Here is a 25,793-nt window from a genome sequence, read left to right as displayed (position 1 = left end):
CGTTGCCGGATAGCGCCAAAATGATCACTTTATTTACCCTTTATGTAGATCTTGTGTGCACGGGTGATCGATGTGTACATTTTGATCGTTTGCGCGAAGCATCCCCGAATGTTCCCTAGGCCCCGGATGGGTCTGCTGCGCCATGCGCTGACGCAGAGGTATCGGACTTCGTGCTGATTAGTTTGGAAGGTGCGCCCTTGCGCCGTAATCCGTCATGGCGGAAATCAGCCCGCTGGATTCTTCTCATCTTATTTACGGTTCTTCCCGGCCTGGTGCCGATCGGCGCCTTACCCGTGGCTGCCGTGGAAGTAACCATTTCCGGAGGATTACCTGATACCCCGGATCAGTTGTCTGGTTCGGCGGCCGGGTTGCCCTCGTTGGTCTCCGAGAAGGCGACGGCCACCTCGGTCAAGGTGGCGGCGTCGGTCGCGAGGAAGGCGGCGCTGCCGAAGGGGGCGTTGCCGGTCGAGGCACGCAGTATGACCTTCACTGATTACTGCTCGTTGTATCCGTACTACAACTCCACGACGTTGTATCCAGCGGGGTCGGTGGTCGCCTACAACGGCCACATCTGGCACGCGCGTCTGGAGTCGGTGGGTCAGACGCCCGGCGGTGGATTCGGCGGCTACTGGACGGACGACGGGGTGTGCCCGCCTCCCGTGGATCCCGACCCTCCGGCGCAGTCGCCGTCGGTGACGCAGTTGTTCCCGACCGACCAGATGCTGGTGGACTCCCGTACCCCGTTGCTGGTGGCCGACGGGCACAGCAACGACGGCAACTACCCGGTCCAGTTCACCTTCAAGGTCTGTGACAACGAGAACCTGTCCGGCAGCGGCTGCCAGTCCTCGGGGGAACTGGCCGAAGGTGTGACGACCTGGCGGGTGCCCACAACCAAGAAGCTGGCCTGGAGCAAGCAGTACTGGTGGGAGGCGAAGATCAAGGACGCACACAACGGTCTCACCACCTTCAGCAGCACCTGGACCTTCACCACCGGGGTGCGTCAGCCCGCCATCACCTCGCAGCTGGCCACCCGGGGCGTCAACGGCCAGGAGTTCCAGCAGCTGTCGGGGAACTACACCACCTCGGCCACCGACGCGACGGTGGCCGGCGCGGGGCCGTCGCTGTCGATCGTGCGCTCCTACAACAGCATGGACCCCCGCCGTGACGGCCTGTTCGGGGCCGGCTGGTCGACCCGCTTCGACATGAAGATCCAGCCCGAGACGGGCGGCGCGGTGGACACGCTGCTGGTGACCTACCCCGACGGACGACAGGTACGGTTCGCCCCCAACGGGGACGGGACCTTCCAGCCGCCGCCCGGCATGTACGCCACCCTCGGCGAAGTGAGCGGCGGCGGGTGGCGGTTGATGGACAAGTCCTCCACCTCCTACCTGTTCGACGCCCAGGGCCGCCTGACGAAGATCACCGACGCCCGTAACCGCGCCCTGGACCTGGAACGTGACACCGGCGGCAAGCTGACCCAGGTCACCGCGCCGGGCGGACGGTTCCTGACCTTCACCTACAGCGGTGACCGCGTGGCCTCGGTGTCCACCCCGCCGGTCGACGGCACCGCCCTGACCTGGACCTACACCTACAGTGGGGACCAGCTGACCCAGGTGTGCGCACCGGTCGCGGCACCGAACTGCACCACGATCGAGTACGCCACCGGATCGCTGTACCGCAGCAACGTGCTCAACTCCAACCCGCTGGGTTACTGGCGGCTGAACGAGACGACCGGCACGGACGCGGCCGACTCGGGGCAGGGAGCAGGGAAGGGAAGCTACGGCGGTGTGACGCTGGGACAGCCCGGCGCGCTGGCGGGCACCACCGACACCGCCGCCTCCTTCAACGGTACGGCCAGCATGGATCTGCCTGACACCAGCATCAACCGGCTGCGGGGCACGGCCTCGTTCGAGACCTGGTTCAAGACCAGCGGCTCAGGCATCGTGATGGCGTTGGGACGCTACAACTACGACGTGGAGTTCTACGAGAAGGGGCTGCTGTATGTGGGCAGCGACGGCAAGCTGCGTGGTCAGTTCAGGAAGCTGAAGGGCAGCACGCCGATCTCCCCGATCACCTCCTCCGGAACGGTCAACGACAACGCCTGGCACCACGTGGTGCTCACGCTGAGCGAGACCGAACAGCGCATGTACCTCGACGGCCAGCAGGTCGGGGTGCTGACCGGTGTGCCGACCTCCGAGCAGGTCAACTACGCCATCGTCGGCTCCGGTGACTACTCCGGCACCTGGCCGGCGGCTCCGGCCACGGGCGGACTGCCGTACACCGGATCGATCGACGAGGTCGCGCTGTACGATCGGCCGCTGACCCTGCAGGAGGTGCAGGCGCACTACGCGGCGCGGGCGGCGGTGCCGTACGAGCTGACGAAGATCACCCAGGCGTCGGGGCGGGTCTGGGTCACCAACACCTATGACGCGGCGACCGACCGGCTCAAGACCCACACCGATCAGAACGGCGGCCTGTGGAAGCTCGGCGCCAAGACCTACAACGCCAACATCGGCAAGGCGACGGTCATCGTGACCGACCCCAAGAACAACTCTCTTGAGTACACTCACGACGCCTGGCGTGGCGACCGTCTGGTGAGCCGGAAGGACCAGCTCGGCAAGATCACCTCCTATACCTACGACACCGGCGGGTTCCTGGCCAAGATCACCGATCCCAACGGCAACACCGTCAAACAGGTCAACGACGCCCGGGGTAACATCACCGCGGCGACGACCTGCCGGGCAGCGGGAAACTGCCAGACCACCTACCGCTCCTACTACCGCAACACGAGTGACGAGTTCGACCCGCGCAACGACCAGGTGACCGCAGGCCGGGACGCCCGCTCGACCAGCGCCACCGACAACACCTACGCCACCACCTCCGAATACACCACCTACGGTGAACTGGCGAAAGTGACCACCCCGGCGACGCCGGACTTCTCCAGTGGCCGGTCGGTGACCTACACCTACACCGACGGCACCGAGGCGGCGGTCGGCGGAGGTCTCACCCCGGCGGGACTGGTGAAGTCGGGCAAGGACGCCAGGAACAACGAGACGACCTACCGCTACACCGCGGCCGGGGACCTGGCCGAGACGACCAGCCCGTCCGGCCTGGTCGTCGCGTTCACCTATGACGCGGTCGGCAGGGTGACCTCCCGTAAGGAGATCTCCACGGCGAACCCGGCCGGAGTGACCACGACGTTCACCTACGACGGGCTCGGCCGGGTGCTCACCCAGACCGGGGCCGGGGTGAAGAACGAGGTCACCGACGTCACCCATACCGCCAAGGTGACCTTCACCTACGACGCCGACGGCAACAAGCTCACCGAGACCCTGTCGGATGTGACCGGTGGGGATGCGGCGCGCACCACCACCTACACCTACGACACGAACGGCCGTCTGAAGACGGTCACCGACCCCGAAGGCGGCGTCACCCAATCGACCTGGGACAACATCGGAGCACGCATCTCGGCGACCGATCCGATGGGCACGGTGACCACGTTCGGCTACACCAACCGCGGTGAACTGGCCACGAAGACGCTGAAGAACTGGACCGGAAGCCCGGTCAGCCCGCAGGCCCCGCAGGACAAGGTGCTGGAGTCCTACACCTACGACCCGGCCGGGCGGCTGGGCGCCAAGGTCGACGCGATGGGCCGCAAGACCTCCTACACCTACTTCACCGACAACCGCCTGTCGCAGGTGACCGCCGACGACGTGCGGTTGAACGGCTCCACGACCCCCGTGGACGTGGTGCTGGAGGACAACACCTACGACGCGGCGGGAAACCTCACCAAGAAGATCACCGGAGGCGGCAAGACCACCGTCGAGACCGTCTACGACGCCGCGGGCCGTACGACCTCCACCACGCTTGACCCGGCCTCCCTCAAGCGCAAGACCGCCTTCACCTATGACGCGGCCGGCAACGTCACGAACGAGACCTTCACCGGCGCCGGGACCACCCGCACCGAGTCCACCGACTACGTCTACAACACCCTGAACCAGGTGACCCGGCAGACGGTGGAGAACGGCGCCGACGACCTGGTCACCACCAGCACCTACGACGACCGTGGTCTGCTGACGTCGCAGACCGATCCGCGGGGTAACGTCTCCGGGGCCACCGCGGCGGACTTCACCACCACGATGCGCTACGACATCGTCGGGCAACTGGTGGAGACCAAGGCGCCGCAGGTGGCGATCGAGAAGAACGGCGCGGCCGCCGTCAACGGCAGGCCGACGACCACGTCCGGCTACAACACCGCGGGCGAGGTCACCCACAGTGTGGACGCCGAGGGCCGTACCATCACCTCGGCCTTCGACAAGGCGGGCCGCCTGACCTCGGTGACCTCGCCGTCCTACACCCCGCCGGGCGGCAGCGCGGTCACCCCGACGGTGAGTTTCGTCTACGACGCGGCGGGCCGCCGTACCCAGGCGACCGATCCACGAGGGTATGTCACCAAGACCGACTATGACGCGCTGGGACGCCCGGTGCGCCAGACCGACCCGGGACCGTCCGGGCCGGGCGGGGTGTGGGTGTCGGAGTTCGACCTGCTGGGCGAGCAACTCGCCACGGTGAGCCCGACCGGGGCGCGGGGCGAGGCCACCTACGACGACCTGGGGCGGAAGATCACCCAGACGCAGATCGAGCGTGTCCCGACCACCGCGTCCTACACCACCAAGCTGACCTACGACAACGCCGGTAACCTCACCAAATCCGTGGCGCCGGGCAACAAGACCACCACCTTCACGGTCAACGCCGCCGGAGAGGTCACCGCGAGTTCCGACCCGTTGAGTCACTCCACGACGTTCGCCTACGACATCCAGGGCCGCCAGACCAAGGTCACCGACCCGCTGGGCAACGCCACCGAGGCCGTCTACGACCTGGCCGGCCGCAAGACCGACGTGAAGGACCTGGACGGCACCGGCGCCACCGTGCGCACCGTCAGCGCCGGTTACGACCCGGCCGGTAACGCGACCAGCACGACCTCCGGCGAAGGACATGTCACCACCCGCGCCTTCGACGCGGCGGGCAGGTTGACCTCGCTGGTCGAGCCGGTCTCCGCCACCAAGACGATCACCACCACGTTCGGCTACGACGCCGCGGGCGCCCGTACCCGCGTCACCGATGGGCGGGGCAACGCCACCTGGACCACCTACAACAGCCTGGGCCTGGCCGAGTCGGTGATCGAGCCGTCCACCACCGCCCACCCCAATGCCGCTGACCGCACCTGGACCACCGCCTACGACGCGAGCGGCAACGCGGTGTCCACCATCCAGCCGGGCGGGGTGCGCATCGACCGCACCTTCGACCCGCTGAACCAGGTCACCAAGCAGGCCGGCAGCGGAGCCTCGGTCACCACCCCCGACCGTGACGCCGTCTACGACCAGGCGGGCCGGGTCACCACGCTCGGTGACTACACCCTGGAGTACAACGACCGCGGCCTGCTGACCAAGGTCTCCAAGGCGGGCAACCAGGTCGCCACCTATGCCTACGACAACCTGGGCAACCCCACCCAGCGGGTGGACCCGACCGGTACGGCGAGCTTCACCTGGGACAACGCCAACCGGCTGGCCACCGCCTCCGACCCGGTGACCGGGCGGACCTGGACCTACGGCTACGACAACGCCGACCGGCTGACCAGCCAGACCTCTGCGGGGACGGTCAACAGCCAGGCCTACACCTACGACGCCGTCGACCGTGTCGCCACCCACACCTTGAAGAACAGCTCCGGCACCCAGCTGGCGAAGATCACCTACGGGTGGGACAAGGACGACAACCTCACCGGCAAGACCACCGTCGGCACCGCAGGGGCGGGCGCCAACACCTACACCTACGACCGCTCCGGCAGGCTAACCTCCTGGACCGCCCCCGGCGGCGCCGTCACCGGCTACGAGTGGGACGACGCGGGCAACCGCACCAAGGCCGGGTCCACGACCTACACCTACGACGAACGCAACCGCCTCCTGTCTGGGGACGGTACCGACTACACCTACACCCCCCGCGGCACGACGGCGACCGAGACCAAGGCGGGCACCACCCGCAACCTGGCCTTCGACGCCTTCGACCGGCTCGTCTCCGACGGTGACGTCAGCTACGGCTACGACGCCCTAGGCCGGGTTGTCTCCCGCAGCAAGGGCACCGACCAGCAGCGCTACGTCTACTCCGGCCTGACCAACGACATCGCCGCCGTCACCGACGGCGTCGGAGCCGTCCAGGCCAAGTACGGCCGCGACCCGTTCGGCGGACTGCTTGGCCTGCAGGAGGGCGGCACCACCGCCGTGGGCGCCATGACCGACCTGCACGGCGACCTGGTGGGGACCTTCTCCGGCACCGCGCTGACCGACTCGACGGCCTACGACCCGTTCGGGCAGGTCATCCAGCGTACCGGCGCCACCCGTGGGCTGGGCTATCAGGGCGAGTACACCGACCCGGACACCGGCAAGGTCAACATGAACGCCCGCTGGTACCAGCCCGGCACCGGCGCCTTCACCTCCCGCGACACCGCCACCCTCAACCCGGACCCATCGGTCCAGGGCAACCGTTACACCTACGGTAATGCCGCTCCCCTGAGCAACGTTGATCCCACCGGACACGTCTCGCGGGATACATCGTCTTCATGGGGCATCTCCGGGATACCCGACCGTGTAGTTTACCCGGATGCTTACTCTCCGCAGTCTGGATCTATATCGATCATTCCCGGATATGCTCCGGAACCCACCACTCCGGGCGGACGTGTCAATGTGGAGAACGATGGGCTGGGCTGGATACCGCCGCTCTTCTCGGCGGAAGAAGGGGAGAGGGCAGGCTTTACAGAGAACGGTAGGCCGGCGCCAGAACGCTTCTGGAATGCAACCGAGGAAGCGCGGAAAGCTTACATGCTCCTCTATGAGATAGCCGACTGGAACAAAACCGAACTTGAGCGGCTCTGGTCAGCATTGCTGAATCTTTATCCGGCAAAACAGCATGGGAAACTATCGATCAGTTCAATAGTTCTTGTTTCTTCCTCCTCTAAGCTGGATGACCCTTCAGGGGGGCAGAACGGACTTGATCCAACGCCAAAAGAAAAAGATTGGTGCTTTAAGAACTTCAACATCTGCAAGGCTACCAAAGACATCACTCAGACAGTCTGGAACTATGTTCACAGCCGAATAAAAAAGGAGACTGGGGAGAGGAATGCGGTACGTCACTTCATATGGCAGGCGGTGCTGGCCATAGTAATCGGAGAGAAAAAGGCCGCAGAGTTCGGTCAAATCCACGAAGAGACTCACTGGCCTGCAGATGGTTGTGGAGGAAAAGGTAGGTATGGGCGCTGCGATTCAGTGAGGGATCCTCACAACAATGAGGTAGGGAGGAGGTATGGGAAGGCGCATAAAGATGAACTTGTAGCACGAGTTCAAACCCCAAGAGGGGTGAACTACTTCTTCGCTCAGTCGCTCTTCGATGTTGCCAGAAGCCTCTATAAGGATGGTACGCTCTGGTAATCGGAATCTGTAATCTCTTAGGATGGTGTAAGCCTTGCCATCGAGAATTATCTCTGTATCAATCTGTGTTGCTCTGGCATTCGTGCTAGCTGTCGGATGTGCTGATGATGGTCGCAATGTCATCGCTCGCGAGAAGAGGTGCGTTGCTCAGGCTGAGAAGGATGCCAATAGTCTGAAAGACGCAACTTTGGCGCTACTGGCGCCAGATATTGCAGAAACGATCTCAGAAAACAATAGCTGCGATTCGGGTGTCAGCGGGGTTTATCTGTCTTTCGAGGCTGACCGTTCAATGTCGGTAGGAGATATCCTTGGGAGGTTTAAGAAAGACGGGTGGGAGATGGACGAAAAGTCGGAAGGCGAGTGCTCGGCCTGTGTGGCACAAGCTGGCAAGGTCGTGGACGAAAGATATGTCCAGGTATCTCTTTTGGATAGGCCAAAGAGCCCCGTCCTTGAAATAGAGATCTCTTACCGGTAATCCGTGACTTCACGGTTGAGGTTGTTCCATGGGCTGGTGGGGCCGAAACTTCGGCCTCACCAGCCCATGGATTTAATGGAGAACGGGCTGTGCTTTGAATTTTTGCAAGGTTTGATTTGGTGCGCTACTTGTGCTGAATAATGAGCTTTTCATCCTGAACCCGCAGGCAAGCACTGAGTAGTTCGCAGGACGCTCCAGTTTGGCCGGGCAGCCCTGAGCCGACCGTTCTGAAGATGCCTGGTGAGGAGGATGGAAAGGCTCATCGGTTTCGAAAGGATGATGAAGGGATGCAGCTCACCAGCGGGGATAACGAGACGGGGCGGAGACGGAGAGATACGTTTCCGGAAGGGCTACCCAAAGAGCCCTGGATCGCGCTCTGGGTCGTAGATGATATGAGGCGGTGTCTGCAAGGAAATGTTCTTGATCATAGGTGGGAGCGTGCGACGAACAGGTCGGCTCCTCGGCGTGGCTGTGGTTTTCCTTGGCGCATGCCTCCTTACGTCGGGGTGCGGGGTGTTCTCTGGGAAGACTCAAGTCGATCCGGCTGTCCTCGACGAGGTGCGTGGTATCGGCAAGGTGCTGGGAGAGGACACCGACGAAGGGGACTATGGAGCGGGAATCGAAGTCACGAATCTGCTCGTCATCGATGTCGGGGGCGTGAACGGCCCTGATGCGTCCCGCAAGGCCCGTGATCTCTTGAGTGACCGCAAATGGGTGGTTGTCAGGGAGGTGGCTCCCGAAGGGGTTGAGATGAGGTCGAACGCATGGAAAGGCGTATATCTGGATTTCCAGCCGCTCTACTCCGAGGAACGCCGGACCTATCCAGACGGGATCAGCAAAGCGATCAAGGCGTCGACCAGGCCGGAGACGCTTCTGATCGTGAGCCTGGATCAGACCTGACGATAATTCAGTTTCCCGTTCACTGGGTTGCACTTAAACAAGAAGATGAAACGCGCTTCATGCCTTAGCTGGATTCTGATTGCTGTGGTCCATAGGTGCCTAAGGTGAGGTGAGCTCCGCCCGTCGGTTTCTTCGTGAAGAGGCCGATGGGCGGAGCTGTATTTGGGCTTGAGTAGGTCATCCTTCTTGAGGATTGATGATGAGCTGTTGGTCATGGTTTCCGTTGCGTGCAATTCGGTGACCGTGCGAGAAAATTCTTGATTGGCATGTGCCTGTCGTGCCCGCGTGATTCGCCGGTCGTTATTGGATGATTCATTCTGTTAGGGCTTTGAAAAAGTCATAGGATGCGGGAAGATGAGGAGGAAGAGGGTACTCGTGGAAGGGCGGTGGGACGTTGGTTGCCTCTTCGGAAGGGAAACGAAGCGAGTCGGGTCCGTGGAAGCGATGGCCTCGTCGTGCAGTGTGGGTGCTCGCGCCGGTTCTGCTGCTTTACGTGGTCGTCATGACACCGGCGTGGATGCACGACCATCAGTTGGCCGGTCTGGTTGACCGGGCTCTGGGCTACCCCCTGCCGAAGGGGAGCGATCTCGGGGACTACGAGCCACAGAGCGAAGTGAGACCAGGCGCCGATCTGTGCAACTATCACGTTCGTTTTGAGATCGAGACGGAAGCCTCGGCCGAAGAGGTGCTGACGTACTATCGGACCGCGAAAATCACCCCTCTCGGAGAGGGTGACTTGGCGGTCAACGTCTGGGAACCTTTCGGTCCCCCTGCTTCTCCTATGGACGATCCGAAGGAGAACGGCGGTCGTCGGCGGATCATCGTCGAACTTCAGGACAACCATCACGACGGCGGCTTCTGGGATCTCCGCTGTCTTTGAGGGTCATGGTCTCCGGTCCTGAAGGCCGGAGACGACTCAGCTGAAGGCCTGGTGCCCTCACGGGATCGACATTGTGACCGCGGCGGACGTGATTTTTTCAGGTGATCCGGCTGGCCACTGAAAAGGTGCAATACAGCGTGGGCCGACACATTGAATCGACTGTTTGCGGGTGGTCCGGTGGGTCGTCGCCAAATGAACCGCCTTCTCGGTGGCCGGGTCGTGTTCGTGAGCACGCCCTCCAACGGTCTTGAGAGTGAGGATCGAACCTTCGAGCTCTTGAAACCGCGGTGAAGAGGACGTTGTTCTCCTGCTCGGCATCACGGCGGTACTCATGGACGGAAACGGCCAACCCTCCAGAGCGTGACTCTCGGCTTGAGAAAGCCGGTCTTGTCGTGCTGGGCGTACGGCGTCGGGAGGCCTGATGCGGCCGGAGGACGCGTGGAGGCTTGTGATTTCAACCGGGGTCGAGCCCCCTGCGGCCGTGGACGAGGAAAGCGAGGATCACCTCGGGGAGGTCAACCGGCAGTGGGAGAACGTCGCGCGCCGGACCGGGTGATCGACCGTGACGGGACCTTCCTGCCGTCTCCCTCCGGGGCGGGGCGTCTGGATCAGCCAGGTGACGTCCGGCTGGCCCAGGAGCTGGCGCTTGATCCTGGAGAGCCGAAGTTCGTCACGATGTCGAACCCCGGAAACGCCGTCAGCGGTGTCACGGCCGAAGAGCACAGTACGTGGATAAGAGGCCTGGACCACCTGACAGACCAGAAGGACAAGTCTGACCGTTCTTCCGTCCTTCATGGCCGGCCTGATCCGTGTGCCCAGGCCAAGAGGCAGGACCGCGCATGCCGATCGAACAGCCCCGTTCTGAGGGGCAGAACCCGGCTGGACGACGCCCCTCGAAGATGAACGGAGTCAGGCGACCTTGGAGGCCGGGGCGGTGAAGGTGTTGCAGGCGTCGGGGGAGTCGGCGGCGAAGCCTCGGCGGATCCAGTAGGCGATGTTGGCGTGTTTGCCGTGGGTGGCGTTGCCGATGGCGACCTTGATCATGTAGTCCAGGTCCCTCTTGTGGCGGCCGAGGGACATCCAGACGCTTCCGATGAAGGCGCCGCCGAAGCACTCGGCCTGGAGCTCCATTCTGCGGGTCGCGTCGAGTTCCGCCGCCTTGTTCCTGTACTTGCGGTTGAGATACGACGTCATGATCCCGGTGAGCTGCTGCACGTGGTGACCGTACTCGTGGGCGATCGTCGCGAACAGGAGCAGCTCTGTCTGCTTGGAGAGGATGTCCCGGTCGAGCCGGAAGGTGATCCTCTGGTTGTTCGGGCAGTAGACGGCCTGGGCGGTCTTGGGGTATTTGCCGCAGCCGGTCTGCAGGTCCGTCCGGGTGGTCGTGACGAGCTTGGGCTTGGAGAACGAGAAATTCGCCTCGGTCAGATGGTCTCCCCAGCCGGTGTTCAGGCAGTCGAGCAGGAACTCCAGATCGACCCGGGCAGCGTCGAGGTCGTCGGGCTGGGTCGGCTGCTCGTCGCACGACTTGATCCTGAACCGCCCGCTGTCGTAGATCGGGTTGCTCTTCGTGGGGTCCTTGCTCACGGACGCCTGCGCGAAGGGGGCCGCGCCGGCCGTACCGGCGAACAGCAGGCTCGCCAGCACACCGGAAACAAGGGAGATGGCGGGGATACGCATGATCCCGAACCTTAATGGAGGTAAAGAGGGGGGTAAAGCGAAATGCCCCTGGTGGGTATGGTCGACGAAACGGGGGATATCGGATGTTAAGCCTGATAGGCGGACCGAGGGCGGTTTAAAGACGACCGAAAGCTGAGATAAGAGGCATCCGAAGAGATAACGCGAAAAATCCGGAAAACGACGGAAGAGGTCAGGAGACCGTGCTCGCGGAGGCGGACCAGGTGTTGCACGCCGACGGGGAACCCACCTCGAAGCCGCGCTGCATCCAGTAGGCCTGGCTGCGACCCTTCCCGTGGTCGTTCCTGATCCAGTTCTTGTGGCCGTTGGCCGTGACCCACTCGATGATCGAGTCCCAGTCGGCCTGCTCGACGGACAGGTCGGCGGAGACCTGGCGGAGGAAGGCCGAGCCCAGGCAGTCGGCCTGCAGTTCGAGGCGGCGGGAGAAGGCGAGCTTGGTCGAGAGCCTGGCGTTCCAGACGCTCCTGCCGTAGTAGTCCATGACGCCCATGAGCTTCTGCACGTGGTGGCCGTACTCGTGGGCCATGAACTGGGCGTGGTTGATCGGGTAGGGGTTGCTCAGCGCCTCGCGGAGCACACCGATGTAGATCGTGCGGTTGGTCGAGCAGTAGAACCCCGCGGCCTTGGCCGGCCACCGCCCGCACGGGCTGGTCACCTTGGTCGTGGTGGTGAAGCGCAGGGCCGGGCGGGAGAAGGGCAGGCTGGCGGCGGTGAGCCGCGCCCTCCACACCCGGTCGAGACAGCGGGTGATGCGGGTCATGAACGTCCGGTACGAGGAGGCGCTTCCCTCGCGGATTCCCCCCGCCAGGCACCGTGAGGACGAGGAGACGCCACGCACCCGGTAGAGGGGGCTGGTCGTGGCGGCGGCGCGCCCGGTGGGCGCCTCCCGCTGCGCGCCCCCGGAGAGCCGGGAGGGCTGGGGAGACGGCTTGGCCGCCGGTGAGTCGGCCGCGGGGGTGCTGAGGTTCGTGGTGGCCGAGGCGGCCGTGGCGGGCTTGGCGCCACCGAGGGGGCCGGTGAAGGGACCGATGGGAGCGCACGCACTCACGGCGCCGACGACCACGAGCAGGAGAGATGCCGTGATCGCGGTGGTGAGTGATGGTTGTTGCCCGGAGGGGGAAGTGCGCATGGTGAGGCAAAGGGTATTGCAAGTGTGGATAAAGTGTGCAGAATCGCCGTCCCCGGGGGAGGTGTCCGTCATGCGAACTAGACTCGGCTCTGACGCTGACCGACAGAGGGGATGATTCCGTGAGCGAGCGGACCGGACGGCCTGGCAGTCTGCTGGATTCGGTCAAGGGACCACGGGACCTGAAGGCGCTGGGGGCGGACGAGTTGCCCCGGCTCGCCGCGGAGATCCGGGATCTGCTGATCAGTTCGACGGCGCGTGGCGGCGGTCACCTGGGCCCCAACCTCGGTGTGGTCGAGCTGACGATCGCGCTGCACCGGGTCTTCGACTCCCCGCGCGACCGCATCCTGTGGGACACCGGCCACCAGGCCTACGTCCACAAGATGCTCACGGGCAGGGCGGCGGACTTCGACCGGCTCCGGCAGGAGGGCGGCCTGTCCGGCTACCCCAGCCAGGCCGAGTCCGAGCACGACGTCATCGAGAACTCGCACGCCTCGACCGCGCTGTCCTACGCCGACGGCCTGGCCAAGGCCCACCGGCTGCGCCGCGAGAACGACCGCACGGTCGTCGCGGTGATCGGCGATGGAGCGCTCACCGGCGGCATGGCCTGGGAGGCGCTCAACAACATCGCGGCCCACAAGGACCTGCCGCTGATCATCGTGGTCAACGACAACGGCCGCTCCTACTCGCCGACCATCGGCGGTCTCGCCTCGCACCTGGCCTCGCTGCGCGCCACCCAGCGCTACGAGGACATGCTGGAGTTCGTCAAGGACAACCTGGCGAAGGTTCCCGTGGTCGGCTCCCCGGTCTACGACGCGCTGCACGGCGTGAAGAAGGGCATCAAGGACGTCCTGGCCCCGCAGGTGATGTTCGAGGACCTCGGCCTGAAGTACATCGGCCTGGTCGACGGCCACGACGAGCAGGCCGTCGAGGCCGCGCTGCGCAAGGCCCGCGACTTCCGCCGCCCGGTCATCGTGCACGTCCTGACCAAGAAGGGCTTCGGCTACTCCTTCGCGGAGAACCACGACGAGGACCGCTTCCACTCGCCCAGCGCCTTCGACCCGCTGACCGGCGAGGAGAAGCCCAAGCCGCACGGCTGGACCAACGTCTTCAGCGAGGAGATCGTACGGCTGGCCGCAGAACGCCAGGACATCGTGGCCATCACCGCCGCGATGCTCGGCCCGGTCGGCCTGATCCCGTTCTCCGAGGCCTACCCCGAGCGTCTCTACGACGTCGGCATCGCCGAGCAGCACGCGCTGACCAGCGCGGCGGGCCTGGCCCTCGGCGGGCTGCACCCGGTCGTCGCGCTCTACTCGACCTTCCTCAACCGGGCCTTCGACCAGCTGCTCATGGACGTCGCCCTGCACCGCCTGCCGGTCACCGTCGTGCTCGACAGGGCGGGTGTGACCGGTGACGACGGTGCCAGCCACAACGGCATGTGGGACCTGTCGATCCTGCAGGTCGTCCCCGGCCTGTCGATCGCCGTGCCGCGTGACGAGCCGCGCCTGCGCGAGCTGCTGGCCGAGGCGGTCGCGATCGAGGACGGCCCGAGCGTGGTCCGCTACCCCAAGGGGCCGGTGTCCACGGAGATCGAGGCGGTCGGACGGCTCGGCGAGATGGACGTGCTGCGCCAGGGGCGGCAGGGCGGCGACTCCGACGTGCTGCTGGTCTGCGTCGGCCCGATGGCCGAGCTGTGCGTCGAGGCGGCCGCGCTGCTCGACGCCCAGGGCATCTCGGCGACCGTGGTCGACCCGCGCTGGGTCAAGCCTCTCGACGAGGAGGCCCTGGTCAAGGCCGCCTGCGCGCACAAGCTGGTCGTGGTCGTCGAGGACAACGGCCGGGTCGGCGGCGTCGGCGACGCGGTGGCCAGGGTGCTGCGCGACGCCGACGTGGACGTTCCGGTCCGCACCCACGGCATCCCGCAGCGCTTCCTCGACCACGCGAAGCGGGCGAAGATCCTCGGCGACATCGGGCTGACCGCGCAGGACATCGCCCGCCAGATCACCGAGGCGGTCGCGCGGCGCTCTCCGGCTCTGGAGAACCAGCCGGCCCGCTGACCGCCGTCGCCTCGGCGGCCGGTGAGACGGCCGCCCTGGCGGCGCGGCTGCGCCGTACGATCACGAACAGGCCGACGGCCAGTACGGCGGCGCAGGCGGCGATCGGCACCAGCAGGTGCTGGTGCTCACGGGCGAAGGTGCCCGCCACGGAGCCGAGCGTCAGATAGGTCGTCACCCACAGGGCGCTGCCGGGAACCGCCCAGCGGATGAACCTCCTGTACGGCACGCCGAGGCTCCCCGCCAGGACCGGGGTCAGCCCGTTGACCAGCGGCAGGAAGTAGGAGGCGGCCAGGGCGGGGCCGCCTCCCTCACTCATGGCCACCCGCTCGGCCCTGCTCCAGCGGCGTTCGCCGATCCACCGGCCCGCTCTGCTGTGACGCACGCGCGAGCCGTACCGGCGGCCGATCAGCCAGCCGCCGGTCGAGCCGAGGAAACAGCCCACGACCCCGGCCAGCGCCGCGACCGCGATCTCGGCGGGGCCGGTCAGCGCGGTTCCCGCCACGACGATCGCGGCGTCCCCGGGGACCACGGTCCCGATCAGCAGGGAACCGTCCAGCGTGAGCAGCGCCAGCAGCACCGCGCCGACCAGGAATGGGTCCAGCTGGCCCAGCGTGTCCAAGAGCATGACCCCATGCTTCCTCTGGACGGGCAGGCGGACATCGGGATTTTCCCCTAAAGAACCCCGAGTATCACCGTTCAGCGACTGATCGGTTGGGCATGACTTGCTCCATAAAGGTGGGCGACTGTGGATGGTCAAGGAGGACCCCATGGGTGCGCAACGTGCCAGAGGAGTATTACGCGTAAAGTCGGTCGAGCAGTCGATCAGGGACACCGAGGCCCCCGAGCACCGGCTTCGCAAGGATCTCTCCGCGCTCGACCTGACGGTCTTCGGGATCGGCGTCATCGTCGGCACCGGAATCTTCGTGCTCACCGGGCGGGTCGCCAGAGACCTGGCGGGACCCGCGGTCGCGTTGTCGTTCGTGGTGGCCGGAGTCGTCTGCGCGCTGGCCGCGCTCTGCTACGCAGAGTTCGCCTCGACCGTGCCCGTCGCCGGTTCGGCCTACACCTTCTCCTTCGCCACACTCGGCGAGTTCCCCGCCTGGATCATCGGGTGGGACCTGACGCTGGAGATGGCCCTGGCGGCCGCGGTCGTCGCGGTCGGCTGGTCGGGCTACCTGACGTCGTTGCTGAGCTCCTACGGGATACATCTGCCCGATGCGATCGCGGGGGAGGGGGCGGCCTTCAACCTGCCGGCCGCGTTGATCGTGCTGATCCTCACCGCGGTCCTGGTCGCCGGGGTCAAGCTGTCGTCCCGGGTGAATCTGATCATCGTCGCGATCAAGGTCGCCGTGGTGCTGCTGGTCATCGTCGCGGGGCTGTTCTTCCTCAACGCGGAGAACTACACGCCGTTCGTCCCGCCGGCGCAGCAGACGCCCGCGGTCGAGGGCCTGGCCGCGCCGCTGATCCAGGTGTTGTTCGGGGTCACACCGGTCGCCTTCGGTGTCTTCGGCATCTTCGGCGCGGCGGCGATCGTGTTCTTCGCCTACATCGGCTTCGACATCGTCGCGACCGCCGCGGAGGAGACCCGCCGCCCGCAGCGCGACCTGCCGATCGGCATCATCGCCTCACTGGCCATCTGCACGGTCCTGTACGTCGCGGTCTCCCTGGTCGTCGTCGGCATGCAGCCGTACTCCAAACTCAGTGAGGCCGCGCCGCTCGCGGACGCCTTCAAGGCCGTCGGCCAGACCTGGGCGGCCACGCTCATCAGCGTCGGCGCGCTGGCCGGTCTCACCACCGTCGTGATGATCCTCATGCTCGGCCAGTCGCGGGTGCTGTTCGCGATGTCCCGCGACAACCTGCTGCCGCGGAGCCTGGCCAGGGTCCACCCCAGGTTCGGCACCCCGGCCAGGATCACGATCATCATGGGCGTCGTCGTGGCCGTGCTGGCGGGGCTGGTCCCGCTGTCCACGATCGCCGAGCTGGTCAACATCGGCACGCTCTTCGCGTTCGTGGTCGTCTCGATCGCGGTGGTCATCCTGCGCCGGACCCGTCCGGATCTGCCGCGTTCGTTCCGTACGCCGCTGGTACCGCTGGTGCCGATCCTGTCGGTGCTGGCCTGCCTCTATCTGATGCTCAACCTGCCGGTGGAGACCTGGCTCAGGTTCGTGGTGTGGATGATCATCGGAGTCGTCATCTACGCCCTGTACGGCTACCGCCACAGCCGCGTCGCCCATTCGGCCGAGACCGGCTCGTAGCAGGTCAGAAGGAGAACACCGGGCCGGTGAGGGCCGTCATCTCACACCGGTTGTCATAGGTGTGCTCGAACCGCACCGGCCTGCCCTCCCATGTCCCTGAGGCGCTCACGGCGTGCGCCACGTGCTTCCGGCCGCAGATCCTGTCGACGTCGTAGGTCATCCTCGCCAGGTCGCCCCCGAACCTCCCGAGCATGCCGCAGGCGGTGGTGAAGGAGGGGCGGGACTCGGCCCGGCCACAGCGCAGCAGGACGCTCCTGGCGGGACCGCCGCCGACCGACAGGCTCAGCACGACCGCCGAGGCGGGGAGCGCCCCGGAGACCGCGCCGGAGAGCGCGGACGGCGCGGCCGCGGCGGCGAACGTCAGGACGGCGGACACGATCTTGACGGTTCTCATGCCATCCGTTGTTCCCGGTCACTCCCGCCCCCGGGCAAAGATCGCAACCGGATCGTCCCAAGGATCACCCGGCGGTGGCCGCCCCGTGCGGGGCGGCCACCGTAGGCGTCACGCCGGGACGGAGGCGACGCCGGGAGGAAGGAAACGGGGCTCGGCGACGCCCGTACGGTCGAGATAAGGGGTGACGCCACCCAGGTGGAACGGCCAGCCCGCGCCGAGGATCATGCACAGGTCGATGTCCTGGGCCGCGGCGACCACGCCCTCGTCGAGCATGAGACGGATCTCCTCGGCCAGCGCGCGCAGGGCGCGAAGCCGTACCTCCTCGGCGGTCGAGGGGGAGGACCCGCCGGAGAAGAGGGCCGTGGCCTGCGGGTCCAGCGACAGGTCGGGGGCGTAGACCCCCGGCCTGCCCTCGGCCACCAGCCGGGCGAGGTTCTCCGAGACGCCGTAGCGGGACGGGAAGGCGGCGTGCAGGGTCTCGGCGACGTGCAGCGCGACGGCGGGACCGACGAGCTGGAGCAGCGTGAACGGGGTCATCGGCAGGCCGAGCCCGTCGAGCGCGTGGTCGGCGACCTCAAGCGGGGTGCCCTCGTCGACGGCGGCGATGACCTCGCCCATGAACCGGGTGAGCAGCCGGTTGACCACGAAGGCGGGCGCGTCCTTGACCAGCACCGACGACTTCTTCAGCGTCCTGCCGACGGTGAAGGCCGTGGCCAGGGCGGCGTCGTCGGTCTCCGCGCCCCGGACGATCTCCAGCAGCGGCATCATGGCGACCGGGTTGAAGAAGTGGAACCCGACGACCCGCTCCGGGTGCCGCAGGCCCGCGGCCATCTCGGTCACCGACAGGGAGGAGGTGTTGGTCGCCAGCACGCACTCGGCGGAGACGACCTCCTCGACCTCGGCGAACACCTTCCTCTTGACCCCGAGGTCCTCGAAGACCGCCTCGATCACGAAGTCGGCGTCGGCGAAGGCGTCCTTGGTCAGCGAGCCGGTCACCAGGCCCTTGAGCCGGTTGGCCTGGTCGGCGGACAACCGGCCCTTGCCGAGCAGCTTGTCGATCTCGGCGTGCACGTGGCCGACGCCCCGCTCCAGCCTGTCCTGGTCCAGGTCGGTCAGCACGACCGGAACCTCAAGACGGCGGGCGAACAGCAGCGCCATCTGGGAGGCCATCAGGCCCGCGCCGACGACGCCGACCTTGGTGACCTTGCGGGCCAGCTCCCGGTCCGGGGCCCCGGCGGGCCGCTTGGCCCTGCGCTGCACCAGGTCGAAGGAGTACAGGCCCGCGCGCAGCTCGTCGCCCATGAGGAGGTCGGCCAGGGCCCGGTCCTCGGCGGCGAAACCCTCGTCGCGGGAGGCGGTACGGGCCAGTTCGATCAGGTCGAGGGCGCGGTAGGGGGCGGGGGAGGAGCCGCGCAGCTTCATGTCGACCAGGAAGCGGGCGTCGGCGAGGGTCTTGGACCAGTCATCGGCGGTGTGGTCGGTCCGGGAGACGGTCACCTCGCCGCGCAGCACCCGGGCCGCCCAGCGCAGCGACTCCTCAAGGAAGTCGGCGGGCTCGAACATCGCGTCGGCGACGCCCGCCTCGAAGGCCTCCCGGCCCTTGATCATGCGGTTCTGGGAGAGCGGGTTCTCGATGATCAGCCTGATCGCGGCGGTCGGGCCGACGAGGCGGGCAAGCAGCTGGGTGCCGCCCCAGCCGGGTACCAGGCCGAGGAAGCACTCGGGCAGAGCGACGGCCGTCACGCCGGAGGAGACGGTCCGGTAGGTGCAGTGCAGGGCGATCTCCAGGCCGCCGCCCATGGCCGCGCCGTTGACGAACGCGAACGACGGCACGTCCAGCTCGCCGAGGCGGCGGAACACCCGGTGGCCGAGCTCGCCGATCCGCAACGCCTGCTCCCGGCCGGTGATCACCGGGAGGCCCTTGAGGTCAGCGCCGACCGCGAAGATGAACGGCTTGCCGACGACGCCGACGGCCGCAAGGTCGTTCCTGGCCGCGACCGCGTCGAGCGCCTCGCCCAGCGACGCGAGCCCCGCCGGGCCGAAGGTGGACGGCTTGGTGTGGTCGAAGCCGTTGTCCAGGGTGATCAGCGCCATGAGGCCGGCGCCGTAGGGCAGCTCGACGTCGTGGACGATCGCCTTCGTGACGACCTCGTCGGGGAACAGTTCTTCGAGGTTGCTTCCGTTGTCGGTCACTTCGTGCCCTCCCAGGCGAGGTTCTCCCAGACGACCGTTCCGCCCATGCCCATGCCGACGCACATCGTGGTCACGCCGTACCGTACGGCGGGGCGCTCACCGAACTGACGGGCCAGCTGCGTCATCAGCCGCACCCCCGAGGAGGCCAGCGGGTGGCCGTAGGCGATGGCGCCGCCGTACGGGTTGACCCTGGGGTCGTCGTCGGCGATGCCGAAGTGTTCGAGGAAGGCCAGAACCTGCACGGCGAAGGCCTCGTTGATCTCGAACAGGCCGATGTCGGAGACCGAGAGCCCGGCCAGGCGCAGCGCGCGCTCCGTCGAGGGGATGGGGCCGATCCCCATGACCTCCGGATCGACACCGGCGAAGGCGTAGGAGACCAGGCGCATCCTGGCCGTCAGGCCCAGCTCCTCGGCGACGTCGGCGGCGGCCACGATGCAGCCGGTCGCTCCGTCGTTGACGCCGGAGGCGTTGCCCGCGGTGACCCGGCCGTGCGGGCGGAAGGGGGTCTTGAGCGGGGCCAGCCCGTCGAGGGTGGTACCGGGGCGGGGAGCCTCGTCGGCGGTGGCCAGCCCCCAGCCCCGTTCTGCCGAGCGGGTCGCCACGGGGACGAGGTCGGGCTGGATGCGGCCGTCGGCGTAGGCCTTGGCGGCCTTCTCCTGGGAGGCGACGGCGAAGGCGTCCGCGCGTTCCTTGGTGATCGACGGGTAACGGTCGTGCAGGTTCTCCGCGGTCATGCCCATGACCAGGGCGGAGCCGTCCACGAGCCGCTCGGCGAGGAAGCGGGGGTTGGGGTCGACACCCTCGCCCATCGGGTGGCGGCCCATGTGCTCGACGCCCCCGGCGATGGCCACGTCGTAGGCGCCGAAGGCGATGCCCCCGGCGACCGAGGTCACCGCGGTCATGGCGCCCGCGCACATCCGGTCGATCGCGTAACCGGGCACCGTCTTGGGCAGCCCGGCCAGAACGGCGGCCGAACGGCCGATGGTCAGGCCCTGGTCGCCGATCTGCGTGGTGGCCGCGATCGCCACCTCGTCGACGCGCTCGGGCGGCAGGTTCGGGTTGCGCCGCATCAGTTCGCGGATGACACGGATCACCAGGTCGTCTGCGCGTGTCTCGGCGTACAGACCCTTGGGGCCCGCCTTGCCGAAGGGCGTGCGCACACCGTCGACGAATACGACGTCACGAGACGAAGGCACGGGTTCGCTCCTCGTTGCTGGGTGGCTACCCGTCCATGCTACTCGTCGGTAACAACCCCTGGCACGACCGGGCGCGCCACGTCCCTGTCGCGGCGGACATCGAGCGGATGCTGATATATCGGATTTCAAATTGAGATGACGATTGAGGGTATTTCTCGGAAATATCGATTAACCGGAAATTCGCTCCCTGTTTGGGGTGATAAAAGGCATCCGTCCGACGACCTTTTCGGGTGTCGCCGCAGGTAGAGGTTCCTTTTTGGATGGTTGGCGGCATTATCCGCCTAATCGATATCCATATCATCGTCAAACACTGATATTTGTGTGGTTATTCTCGCTTGAGAAGTTCCGTCTGTTCCCGCCTCGTGAAGCCCAGACCTCCCACTGGCCGGGGCGGGAGACAGAAGGGGCCACTCGTGAGACGAGTCGTCACCGCGGCTCTCGCCGCCCTCACCGCCGTTCTCCTCACCTCCACCCTCACCACCGGTACGGCATGGGCCGTCCCGCCCGGCATCCCCTCGCCGTCCACCGCCGCCGCCAGGCTCGACACGCTCACCGTGGAGAGCGAGTCGCACCAGGACACCTACAGCCGCACCCTCTTCCCGCACTGGATCACCATCAGCGGCACGTGCAACACCAGAGAGACCGTGCTCAAGCGGGACGGCTCCGGTGTGGTCGTCAACTCCAGCTGCGCGGCGGTCTCGGGAAGCTGGTACTCCCCCTACGACGGCGCCACCTGGACCGCCGCGAGTGACATCGACATCGACCACATGGTTCCGCTCGCCGAGGCGTGGCGGTCGGGGGCCTGGGCGTGGACCACCGCCCAGCGGCAGGCCTTCGCCAACGACCTGGACGGTCCCCAGCTGTGGGCGGTCACCGACAACGTCAACCAGCAGAAGAGCGACCAGGACCCCTCGACCTGGCAGCCCTCCCTGCCCGGCTTCCGCTGCACCTACGCCTCGGCCTGGATCCAGGTGAAGTGGGCCTACGACCTGACCCTGCAGAGCTCGGAGAAGGCCGCCCTGCAGGACATGCTCTCCTCCTGCTGACCCTCTCCGGGTACGGCCGCCGCCCCACGACGGGCGACGGCCGTACCGAGGGAGACGGTGAAATCGGGCGTTTCCGGAGTGCCGTTTCACTTTCGCCGGAAAAGCGGGCCTTGCTACCGTCCACCGCTTCGACAACCCTGTGAACAGATGCCCGTTCCAGGTGCCGTGACAGCGAGGAACGCACGCGTGAAGTACATGCTGATGATCTACAACAATCCCGAAACCTGGGAAGTCCTGTCGAACGCGGAACAGGACGGCCTGATGGACGAGGCCAGAAAACTGGCGGCGGAACTGACCGCCTCGGGGGAGTGGGCCGGCGGGGACGCCCTGGCCGACAGGTCACGGGGCAGGACCGTCCGGGTGCGGGACGGGGGCCCGATGATCACCGACGGGCCGTTCATCGAGGCGAAGGAACATCTGGCGGGTTACTGCGTGATCGACTGCGCCACCGAGGAACGCGCCCTGGAGATCGCCGCCCGCTGGCCCGACGCGAGGATCTGCGCGGTGGAGATCCGGCCGATCGAACCCCCGAAATGACGGCGCCCCTCGGGCCGTGACGGCCTCAGCCGAAAACGGCCCCGAGGGGCACAGCCGTGCGAACGGCCTGGATCAGGCCTCGCCCTTGGTCTCAAGGCGGCGCAGCGCCTTGGCCATCGGGTGGGCGGTCAGCCCGATCTGCCACTCCCGCGCGCCCAGCTCACGCAGCCGGGCCGCGACGGTCTCGTCGTCGATGACGGCCGGAGGCTCCCAGGTCAGGCGGCGGACGGCGTCCGGCTGGACGAGGTTCTCCGTCGGCATGTGGTGCTCGTCGGCGAGCGCGGCCACCACGGTCCGCGCGGCGGCCAGGCGTCGCGCGGCGGCCGGGTCACGGTCCATCCACCGGTTGGCGGGCGGCGGTCCGTCACCCGGCGCGCTCGGCTGCGGGAGCTGAGCCTCGGGCAGCGCGCGCGCCCTGCCGATCGCGGCCAGCCAGTCACGCAGGTGCCTGCGGGCGCTACGGCCGGTGAACGGGGGGATCTCGGTGAGCGCCTTGGTGGTGCGGGGCTGTTCCAGGGCCGCGGTGACGATCGCCGCGTCGGGCAGGACCCGGCCGGGTGCGAGGTCGGAGTCCCTGGCCAGCCGGTCGCGGAGCGTCCACAGCTCCCTGACCACGGCGAGCCCGCGCAGCGAGCGGACCTTGTGGATGCCCGAGGTGCGCCGCCACGGGTCGGAGCGGGGCGCGGGGGACTTGTGCGCCAGCACCGCGGAGAACTCCTCCTGGGCCCAGGACAGCTTCCCGCTGGCGTCGAGTTCCTGGTAGAGGACGTCACGCAACTCGACCAGGACCTCGACGTCGAGCGCCGCGTAACGCAGCCAGTCCTCGGGCAGCGGCCGGGTCGACCAGTCGGCGGCCGAGTGACCCTTCTCCAGCCTCAGGCCGAGGACGTTCTCCACCATCATCCCCAGGCCGACCCGTTCGTAGCCGAGCAGCCGCCCGGCCAGCTCGGTGTCGAACAGCTCCCGGGGATGGAAGTTCAGCTCGGCCAGGCACGGCAGGTCCTGGGAGGCGGCGTGCAGCACGATCTCGGCGTCGGCGAGCGCCTCGTCGAGCCCGGACAGGTCGGGGCAGTGGGTCGGGTCGATCAGCGCGCTGCCCGCACCGGCGCGGCGCAGCTGTACCAGATACGCACGTCCGCTGTAGCGGTATCCCGAGGCGCGTTCGGCGTCGACGGCGACCGGCCCGGTGCCCTCGGCGAAGGCGCGCACGACACGTGCGAGGTCGGCTTCGTCCTCGATGACGGGTGGGATTCCCTCTCGCGGCTCCAGCAGCGGAACGATGGTTGTCTCGTCGGTCACGTTCGGAAGGACTCCGGATCTTCGCGACGGCGTGGCGGCAGGCTCGCCACGTCGGGTGGCAGGGGTGGTATACCGGCCGCCAGGCACATCAGATCGCACCAGGCGGCGACATGGCCGGAGAGGTCCTCCTCCAGCGGAGACCAGGAGGCGCGCAGCTCCAGTTCCGTGGTCACCGGATCTCCGTCCTTGTTGCCGAAGCCCTCGGAAACCGCCTTGGTGACGGTGCCTCCGGCGGCGGCGTAGGCGACGCCGTGCGCGTCGAGTGACTCGGTGAGCCAGCTCCACGCGACGGGGCCGAGCAACGGATCCTCGGTGATCTCGGGCTCCATGTCGGCCCGGACGTAGGCGACCAGCCGGAACTGGCCGTCCCAGCCGCGCTGGCCGTCCGGGTCGAAGAGCATGATGAGACGGCCGACCGCGAGTTCGTCGTCGTCGCGGTAGACCGACGCGCCGATGGCGGCCGAGTAGGGGGCGAGGCGCTGTGGCGCCGGGATGTCCTCCAGCTCGATCTCCGGTCTGACCTCGGTGGGGCGCATGCTGGCTGCCGCGCGCGTGAAGGCGGCGGGAGCGGGCGGCGCGTCACCGGCGGTCATACCGGAAGCGTAGGTCGGAACTGAACGCATGGGGACCACTGGGGTGTGTGTAGGAGCCATCGGGACCGATCAAGCCACTGCCGCCGCCCGGTGGGGGGCGGGCACGTCCGCGTAGTGGGGGAAGGCATGGGGGGGCTGCCCGGACACCCGCTCGTCGGCACAGGAAGCGCAGTGCTCACCGCGGTGCTCAGGTGAACTCCACATCGTGGACATCGCACAGGCCTTTCGTCGGGTCGTGGTCCGACGTTGGCACGTCGCGCCGACATTTCCGCGCAACGTGCTCGGCGTGTCCCGAAAGTGGTGCCGGAATGATGCCGCGCGGTGACTTGGCGAACATTTGGCTCAGCCGAGGGCTGGGTCAGGTTCGTCAATGGGAGGAACTGTACCCGGAAACATGATCGCTTCGCGCGGCCCGGAGCCTCCCGGGGCGCTCCGCTCCAGGATTCCAGCCGGTGGGGCGGCGGACGAAGCGCTCGAAACGGGTAGAACCCTATCGTCATCATGACTTGAAGCTGTCTGGGTGTTGTTAGGTGTGATCTCATTTAATAACCGGTGATTTCATACCCAGAACGACGCTCAGCAGCCGTGAAGAACGGACCGTGTCACCGGCATGGCACCCTGGTGGGGTGACTCCCGAGCTCGCCGACTCTCCGTTCCTGCGCGCATGCCGCCGCCAGCCCGTCTCCCGCACTCCCGTGTGGTTCATGCGGCAGGCCGGTCGTTCGCTGCCCGAGTACCGGGCGGTGCGCGGTGAGGTGCCCATGCTCACCGCCTGCGCGACCCCGGATCTGATCGTGGAGATCACCATGCAACCCGTGCGCCGCTACGGCGTCGACGCGGCGATCTTCTTCAGTGACATCGTGGTGCCGCTCAGGGCGATCGGGATCGACCTCGACATCAAGCCCGGCGTCGGCCCGGTCGTCGCGGAGCCGATCAGGGACGCCGCGGGGATCGGCAGGCTCCGCCCGCTCGAACCCGGAGACGTCTCCTACGTCACCGAGGCCGTCGGCGCCCTGACCGTCGAGCTGGGCTCGACCCCCCTCATCGGCTTCGCGGGCGCGCCGTTCACCCTGGCCTCGTACCTCATCGAGGGCGGCCCCTCCAAGAACCACGACCACACCAAGGCCATGATGTACGGCAGGCCCGACCTGTGGCACGCCCTGATGGAGCGGCTGACCGGCATCACCGTCGGCTTCCTGCGCGTCCAGGCGGACGCCGGGGCCTCGGCCGTACAGCTCTTCGACTCCTGGGTCGGCGCCGTGGCGCCCGACGACTACCGCGAGTTCGTCATGCCCTACACCACCCGGATCTTCGAGGAACTGGCCGACCTGGGCATCCCGCGCATCCACTTCGGCGTCGGCACCGGCGAGCTGCTCGGGCTGCTCGGCGAGGCCGGGGCGGACGTGGTCGGCGTCGACTGGCGGGTCCCGCTCGACGAGGCCGCCAGGCGCGTCGGGCCGGGCAGGGCGCTGCAGGGCAACCTCGACCCGGCGATCCTGCTGGCCCCGTGGGAGGTCGTCGAACGCAGGGCCGCCGACATCCTGGCGCGCGGCGCCAAGGCCGAGGGGCACGTCTTCAACCTCGGCCACGGCGTGCTGCCCTCGACCGATCCCGACCAGCTCGCCCGCCTGACGGACTTCGTCCACGAGGCCTCGACCCGCTGAGG

19 protein-coding genes are annotated in these 25,793 nt (G+C 67.0%); 10 read left to right on the top strand and 9 right to left on the bottom strand.

The window, feature by feature from the left end; genetic code table 11:
* Positions 1 to 343: 343 nt before the first annotated feature.
* Positions 344 to 490, bottom strand: coding sequence for a hypothetical protein (locus tag ABZ470_RS14390; protein WP_352016147.1), 147 nt, complete (start codon positions 488 to 490; stop codon positions 344 to 346).
* Between ABZ470_RS14390 and ABZ470_RS14385 the strand changes: the two genes are divergently transcribed.
* The 5 genes from ABZ470_RS14385 (at position 480) to ABZ470_RS14365 (ending at position 10,289) form a co-directional block, all read left to right on the top strand.
* The gene (locus ABZ470_RS14385; protein WP_362911610.1) at positions 480 to 7,478 is read left to right on the top strand and encodes a LamG-like jellyroll fold domain-containing protein; all 6,999 of its coding nucleotides are present in this window, start codon (positions 480 to 482) and stop codon (positions 7,476 to 7,478) included. The two genes, ABZ470_RS14390 and ABZ470_RS14385, sit on opposite strands and share 11 nt — an antisense overlap.
* 82 nt (positions 7,479 to 7,560) lie before the next feature.
* Positions 7,561 to 7,953: a hypothetical protein gene (locus ABZ470_RS14380; protein ID WP_362775500.1), complete on the top strand. Its 393-nt coding sequence runs from the start codon at positions 7,561 to 7,563 to the stop codon at positions 7,951 to 7,953.
* A 438-nt stretch (positions 7,954 to 8,391) separates the two neighbouring features.
* A complete protein-coding gene (locus ABZ470_RS14375) occupies positions 8,392 to 8,853 on the top strand; it encodes a hypothetical protein (protein ID WP_362911609.1) in 462 nt (153 codons plus the stop codon).
* A 460-nt stretch (positions 8,854 to 9,313) separates the two neighbouring features.
* The gene (locus ABZ470_RS14370; protein WP_362911608.1) at positions 9,314 to 9,733 is read left to right on the top strand and encodes a hypothetical protein; all 420 of its coding nucleotides are present in this window, start codon (positions 9,314 to 9,316) and stop codon (positions 9,731 to 9,733) included.
* Between the two features lie 421 nt (positions 9,734 to 10,154).
* Positions 10,155 to 10,289: a hypothetical protein gene (locus ABZ470_RS14365; protein ID WP_352011291.1), complete on the top strand. Its 135-nt coding sequence runs from the start codon at positions 10,155 to 10,157 to the stop codon at positions 10,287 to 10,289.
* Positions 10,290 to 10,642: 353 nt separating this feature from the next.
* Here the strand turns inward: ABZ470_RS14365 and ABZ470_RS14360 are convergent, their stop codons facing one another.
* Together ABZ470_RS14360 and ABZ470_RS14355 are read right to left on the bottom strand one after the other, a co-directional pair.
* Positions 10,643 to 11,413 (bottom strand): neutral zinc metallopeptidase, encoded by a 771-nt coding sequence (locus tag ABZ470_RS14360; protein ID WP_362911607.1) that lies wholly within the window; start codon positions 11,411 to 11,413, stop codon positions 10,643 to 10,645.
* A 190-nt stretch (positions 11,414 to 11,603) separates the two neighbouring features.
* Positions 11,604 to 12,560: a neutral zinc metallopeptidase gene (locus ABZ470_RS14355; RefSeq protein ID WP_362911606.1), complete on the bottom strand. Its 957-nt coding sequence runs from the start codon at positions 12,558 to 12,560 to the stop codon at positions 11,604 to 11,606.
* Between the two features lie 119 nt (positions 12,561 to 12,679).
* Here ABZ470_RS14355 and dxs point away from each other — a divergent pair, with 119 nt between their 5' ends.
* Positions 12,680 to 14,614, top strand: a complete 1,935-nt coding sequence (gene dxs / locus ABZ470_RS14350; protein WP_362775511.1) for a 1-deoxy-D-xylulose-5-phosphate synthase — start codon at positions 12,680 to 12,682, stop codon at positions 14,612 to 14,614.
* Here dxs and ABZ470_RS14345 read toward each other — a convergent pair.
* Complete coding sequence (locus ABZ470_RS14345) at positions 14,559 to 15,239, bottom strand: VTT domain-containing protein (protein ID WP_362911605.1); 681 nt, start codon at positions 15,237 to 15,239, stop codon at positions 14,559 to 14,561. The genes dxs and ABZ470_RS14345 overlap by 56 nt on opposite strands.
* Positions 15,240 to 15,381: 142 nt before the next feature.
* Between ABZ470_RS14345 and ABZ470_RS14340 the strand changes: the two genes are divergently transcribed.
* Positions 15,382 to 16,869: an amino acid permease gene (locus ABZ470_RS14340; protein ID WP_362911604.1), complete on the top strand. Its 1,488-nt coding sequence runs from the start codon at positions 15,382 to 15,384 to the stop codon at positions 16,867 to 16,869.
* A 4-nt stretch (positions 16,870 to 16,873) separates the two neighbouring features.
* Here the strand turns inward: ABZ470_RS14340 and ABZ470_RS14335 are convergent, their stop codons facing one another.
* The 3 genes from ABZ470_RS14335 to ABZ470_RS14325 form a co-directional block, all read right to left on the bottom strand.
* Entirely contained in the window at positions 16,874 to 17,263 is a 390-nt protein-coding gene (locus tag ABZ470_RS14335) for an SSI family serine proteinase inhibitor (RefSeq protein WP_362775515.1), read from the bottom strand.
* 108 nt (positions 17,264 to 17,371) lie between these two features.
* Positions 17,372 to 19,456 carry a 3-hydroxyacyl-CoA dehydrogenase NAD-binding domain-containing protein gene (locus tag ABZ470_RS14330; protein ID WP_362911603.1) on the bottom strand — a complete coding sequence of 695 codons (2,085 nt, stop codon included), beginning with the start codon at positions 19,454 to 19,456 and terminating at the stop codon, positions 17,372 to 17,374.
* On the bottom strand, positions 19,453 to 20,652 hold the full coding sequence (locus ABZ470_RS14325) for a thiolase family protein (RefSeq protein ID WP_362775519.1): 1,200 nt from the start codon (positions 20,650 to 20,652) through the stop codon (positions 19,453 to 19,455). The genes ABZ470_RS14330 and ABZ470_RS14325 overlap by 4 nt, the downstream gene beginning before the upstream one ends.
* Before the next feature lie 413 nt (positions 20,653 to 21,065).
* Between ABZ470_RS14325 and ABZ470_RS14320 the strand changes: the two genes are divergently transcribed.
* Both ABZ470_RS14320 and ABZ470_RS14315 read left to right on the top strand, forming a co-directional pair.
* Positions 21,066 to 21,698, top strand: a complete 633-nt coding sequence (locus tag ABZ470_RS14320; protein ID WP_362775521.1) for a DUF1524 domain-containing protein — start codon at positions 21,066 to 21,068, stop codon at positions 21,696 to 21,698.
* A 195-nt stretch (positions 21,699 to 21,893) separates the two neighbouring features.
* Entirely contained in the window at positions 21,894 to 22,235 is a 342-nt protein-coding gene (locus ABZ470_RS14315; RefSeq protein WP_352011720.1) for a YciI family protein, read from the top strand.
* A gap of 72 nt (positions 22,236 to 22,307) precedes the next feature.
* On the opposite strand, the gene ABZ470_RS14310 is transcribed toward ABZ470_RS14315, so the two are convergent.
* Together ABZ470_RS14310 and ABZ470_RS14305 are read right to left on the bottom strand one after the other, a co-directional pair.
* Positions 22,308 to 23,534 carry a ribonuclease D gene (locus ABZ470_RS14310; protein ID WP_362911602.1) on the bottom strand — a complete coding sequence of 409 codons (1,227 nt, stop codon included), beginning with the start codon at positions 23,532 to 23,534 and terminating at the stop codon, positions 22,308 to 22,310.
* Positions 23,531 to 24,127, bottom strand: a complete 597-nt coding sequence (locus tag ABZ470_RS14305; RefSeq protein WP_352011302.1) for a DUF3000 domain-containing protein — start codon at positions 24,125 to 24,127, stop codon at positions 23,531 to 23,533. The genes ABZ470_RS14310 and ABZ470_RS14305 overlap by 4 nt, the downstream gene beginning before the upstream one ends.
* A gap of 626 nt (positions 24,128 to 24,753) precedes the next feature.
* On the opposite strand from ABZ470_RS14305, the gene hemE reads away from it, so the two are divergent.
* On the top strand, positions 24,754 to 25,791 hold the full coding sequence (gene hemE, locus ABZ470_RS14300; RefSeq protein ID WP_362911601.1) for a uroporphyrinogen decarboxylase: 1,038 nt from the start codon (positions 24,754 to 24,756) through the stop codon (positions 25,789 to 25,791).
* Positions 25,792 to 25,793: the final 2 nt, after the last annotated feature.

Source organism: Streptosporangium sp. NPDC020072 (genome assembly GCF_040631445.1).
Classification (GTDB): domain Bacteria; phylum Actinomycetota; class Actinomycetes; order Streptosporangiales; family Streptosporangiaceae; genus Streptosporangium.
The sequence above is the reverse complement of the archived record's forward strand: the minus strand, read 5'-3'. Positions and strand labels throughout refer to the sequence as shown.

Excerpts from the sequence above, each read along its gene's own strand:
- ABZ470_RS14385 (WP_362911610.1), top strand. The coding sequence starts at position 480 with ATGACCTTCACTGATTACTGCTCGTTGTATCCGTACTACAACTCCACG.
- ABZ470_RS14365 (WP_352011291.1), top strand. The coding sequence starts at position 10,155 with ATGCGGCCGGAGGACGCGTGGAGGCTTGTGATTTCAACCGGGGTCGAG.
- ABZ470_RS14360 (WP_362911607.1), bottom strand. The coding sequence starts at position 11,413 with ATGCGTATCCCCGCCATCTCCCTTGTTTCCGGTGTGCTGGCGAGCCTG.
- ABZ470_RS14355 (WP_362911606.1), bottom strand. The coding sequence starts at position 12,560 with ATGCGCACTTCCCCCTCCGGGCAACAACCATCACTCACCACCGCGATC.
- ABZ470_RS14345 (WP_362911605.1), bottom strand. The coding sequence starts at position 15,239 with ATGCTCTTGGACACGCTGGGCCAGCTGGACCCATTCCTGGTCGGCGCG.
- ABZ470_RS14340 (WP_362911604.1), top strand. The coding sequence starts at position 15,382 with ATGGGTGCGCAACGTGCCAGAGGAGTATTACGCGTAAAGTCGGTCGAG.
- ABZ470_RS14335 (WP_362775515.1), bottom strand. The coding sequence starts at position 17,263 with ATGAGAACCGTCAAGATCGTGTCCGCCGTCCTGACGTTCGCCGCCGCG.
- ABZ470_RS14315 (WP_352011720.1), top strand. The coding sequence starts at position 21,894 with ATGCTGATGATCTACAACAATCCCGAAACCTGGGAAGTCCTGTCGAAC.
- ABZ470_RS14305 (WP_352011302.1), bottom strand. The coding sequence starts at position 24,127 with ATGACCGCCGGTGACGCGCCGCCCGCTCCCGCCGCCTTCACGCGCGCG.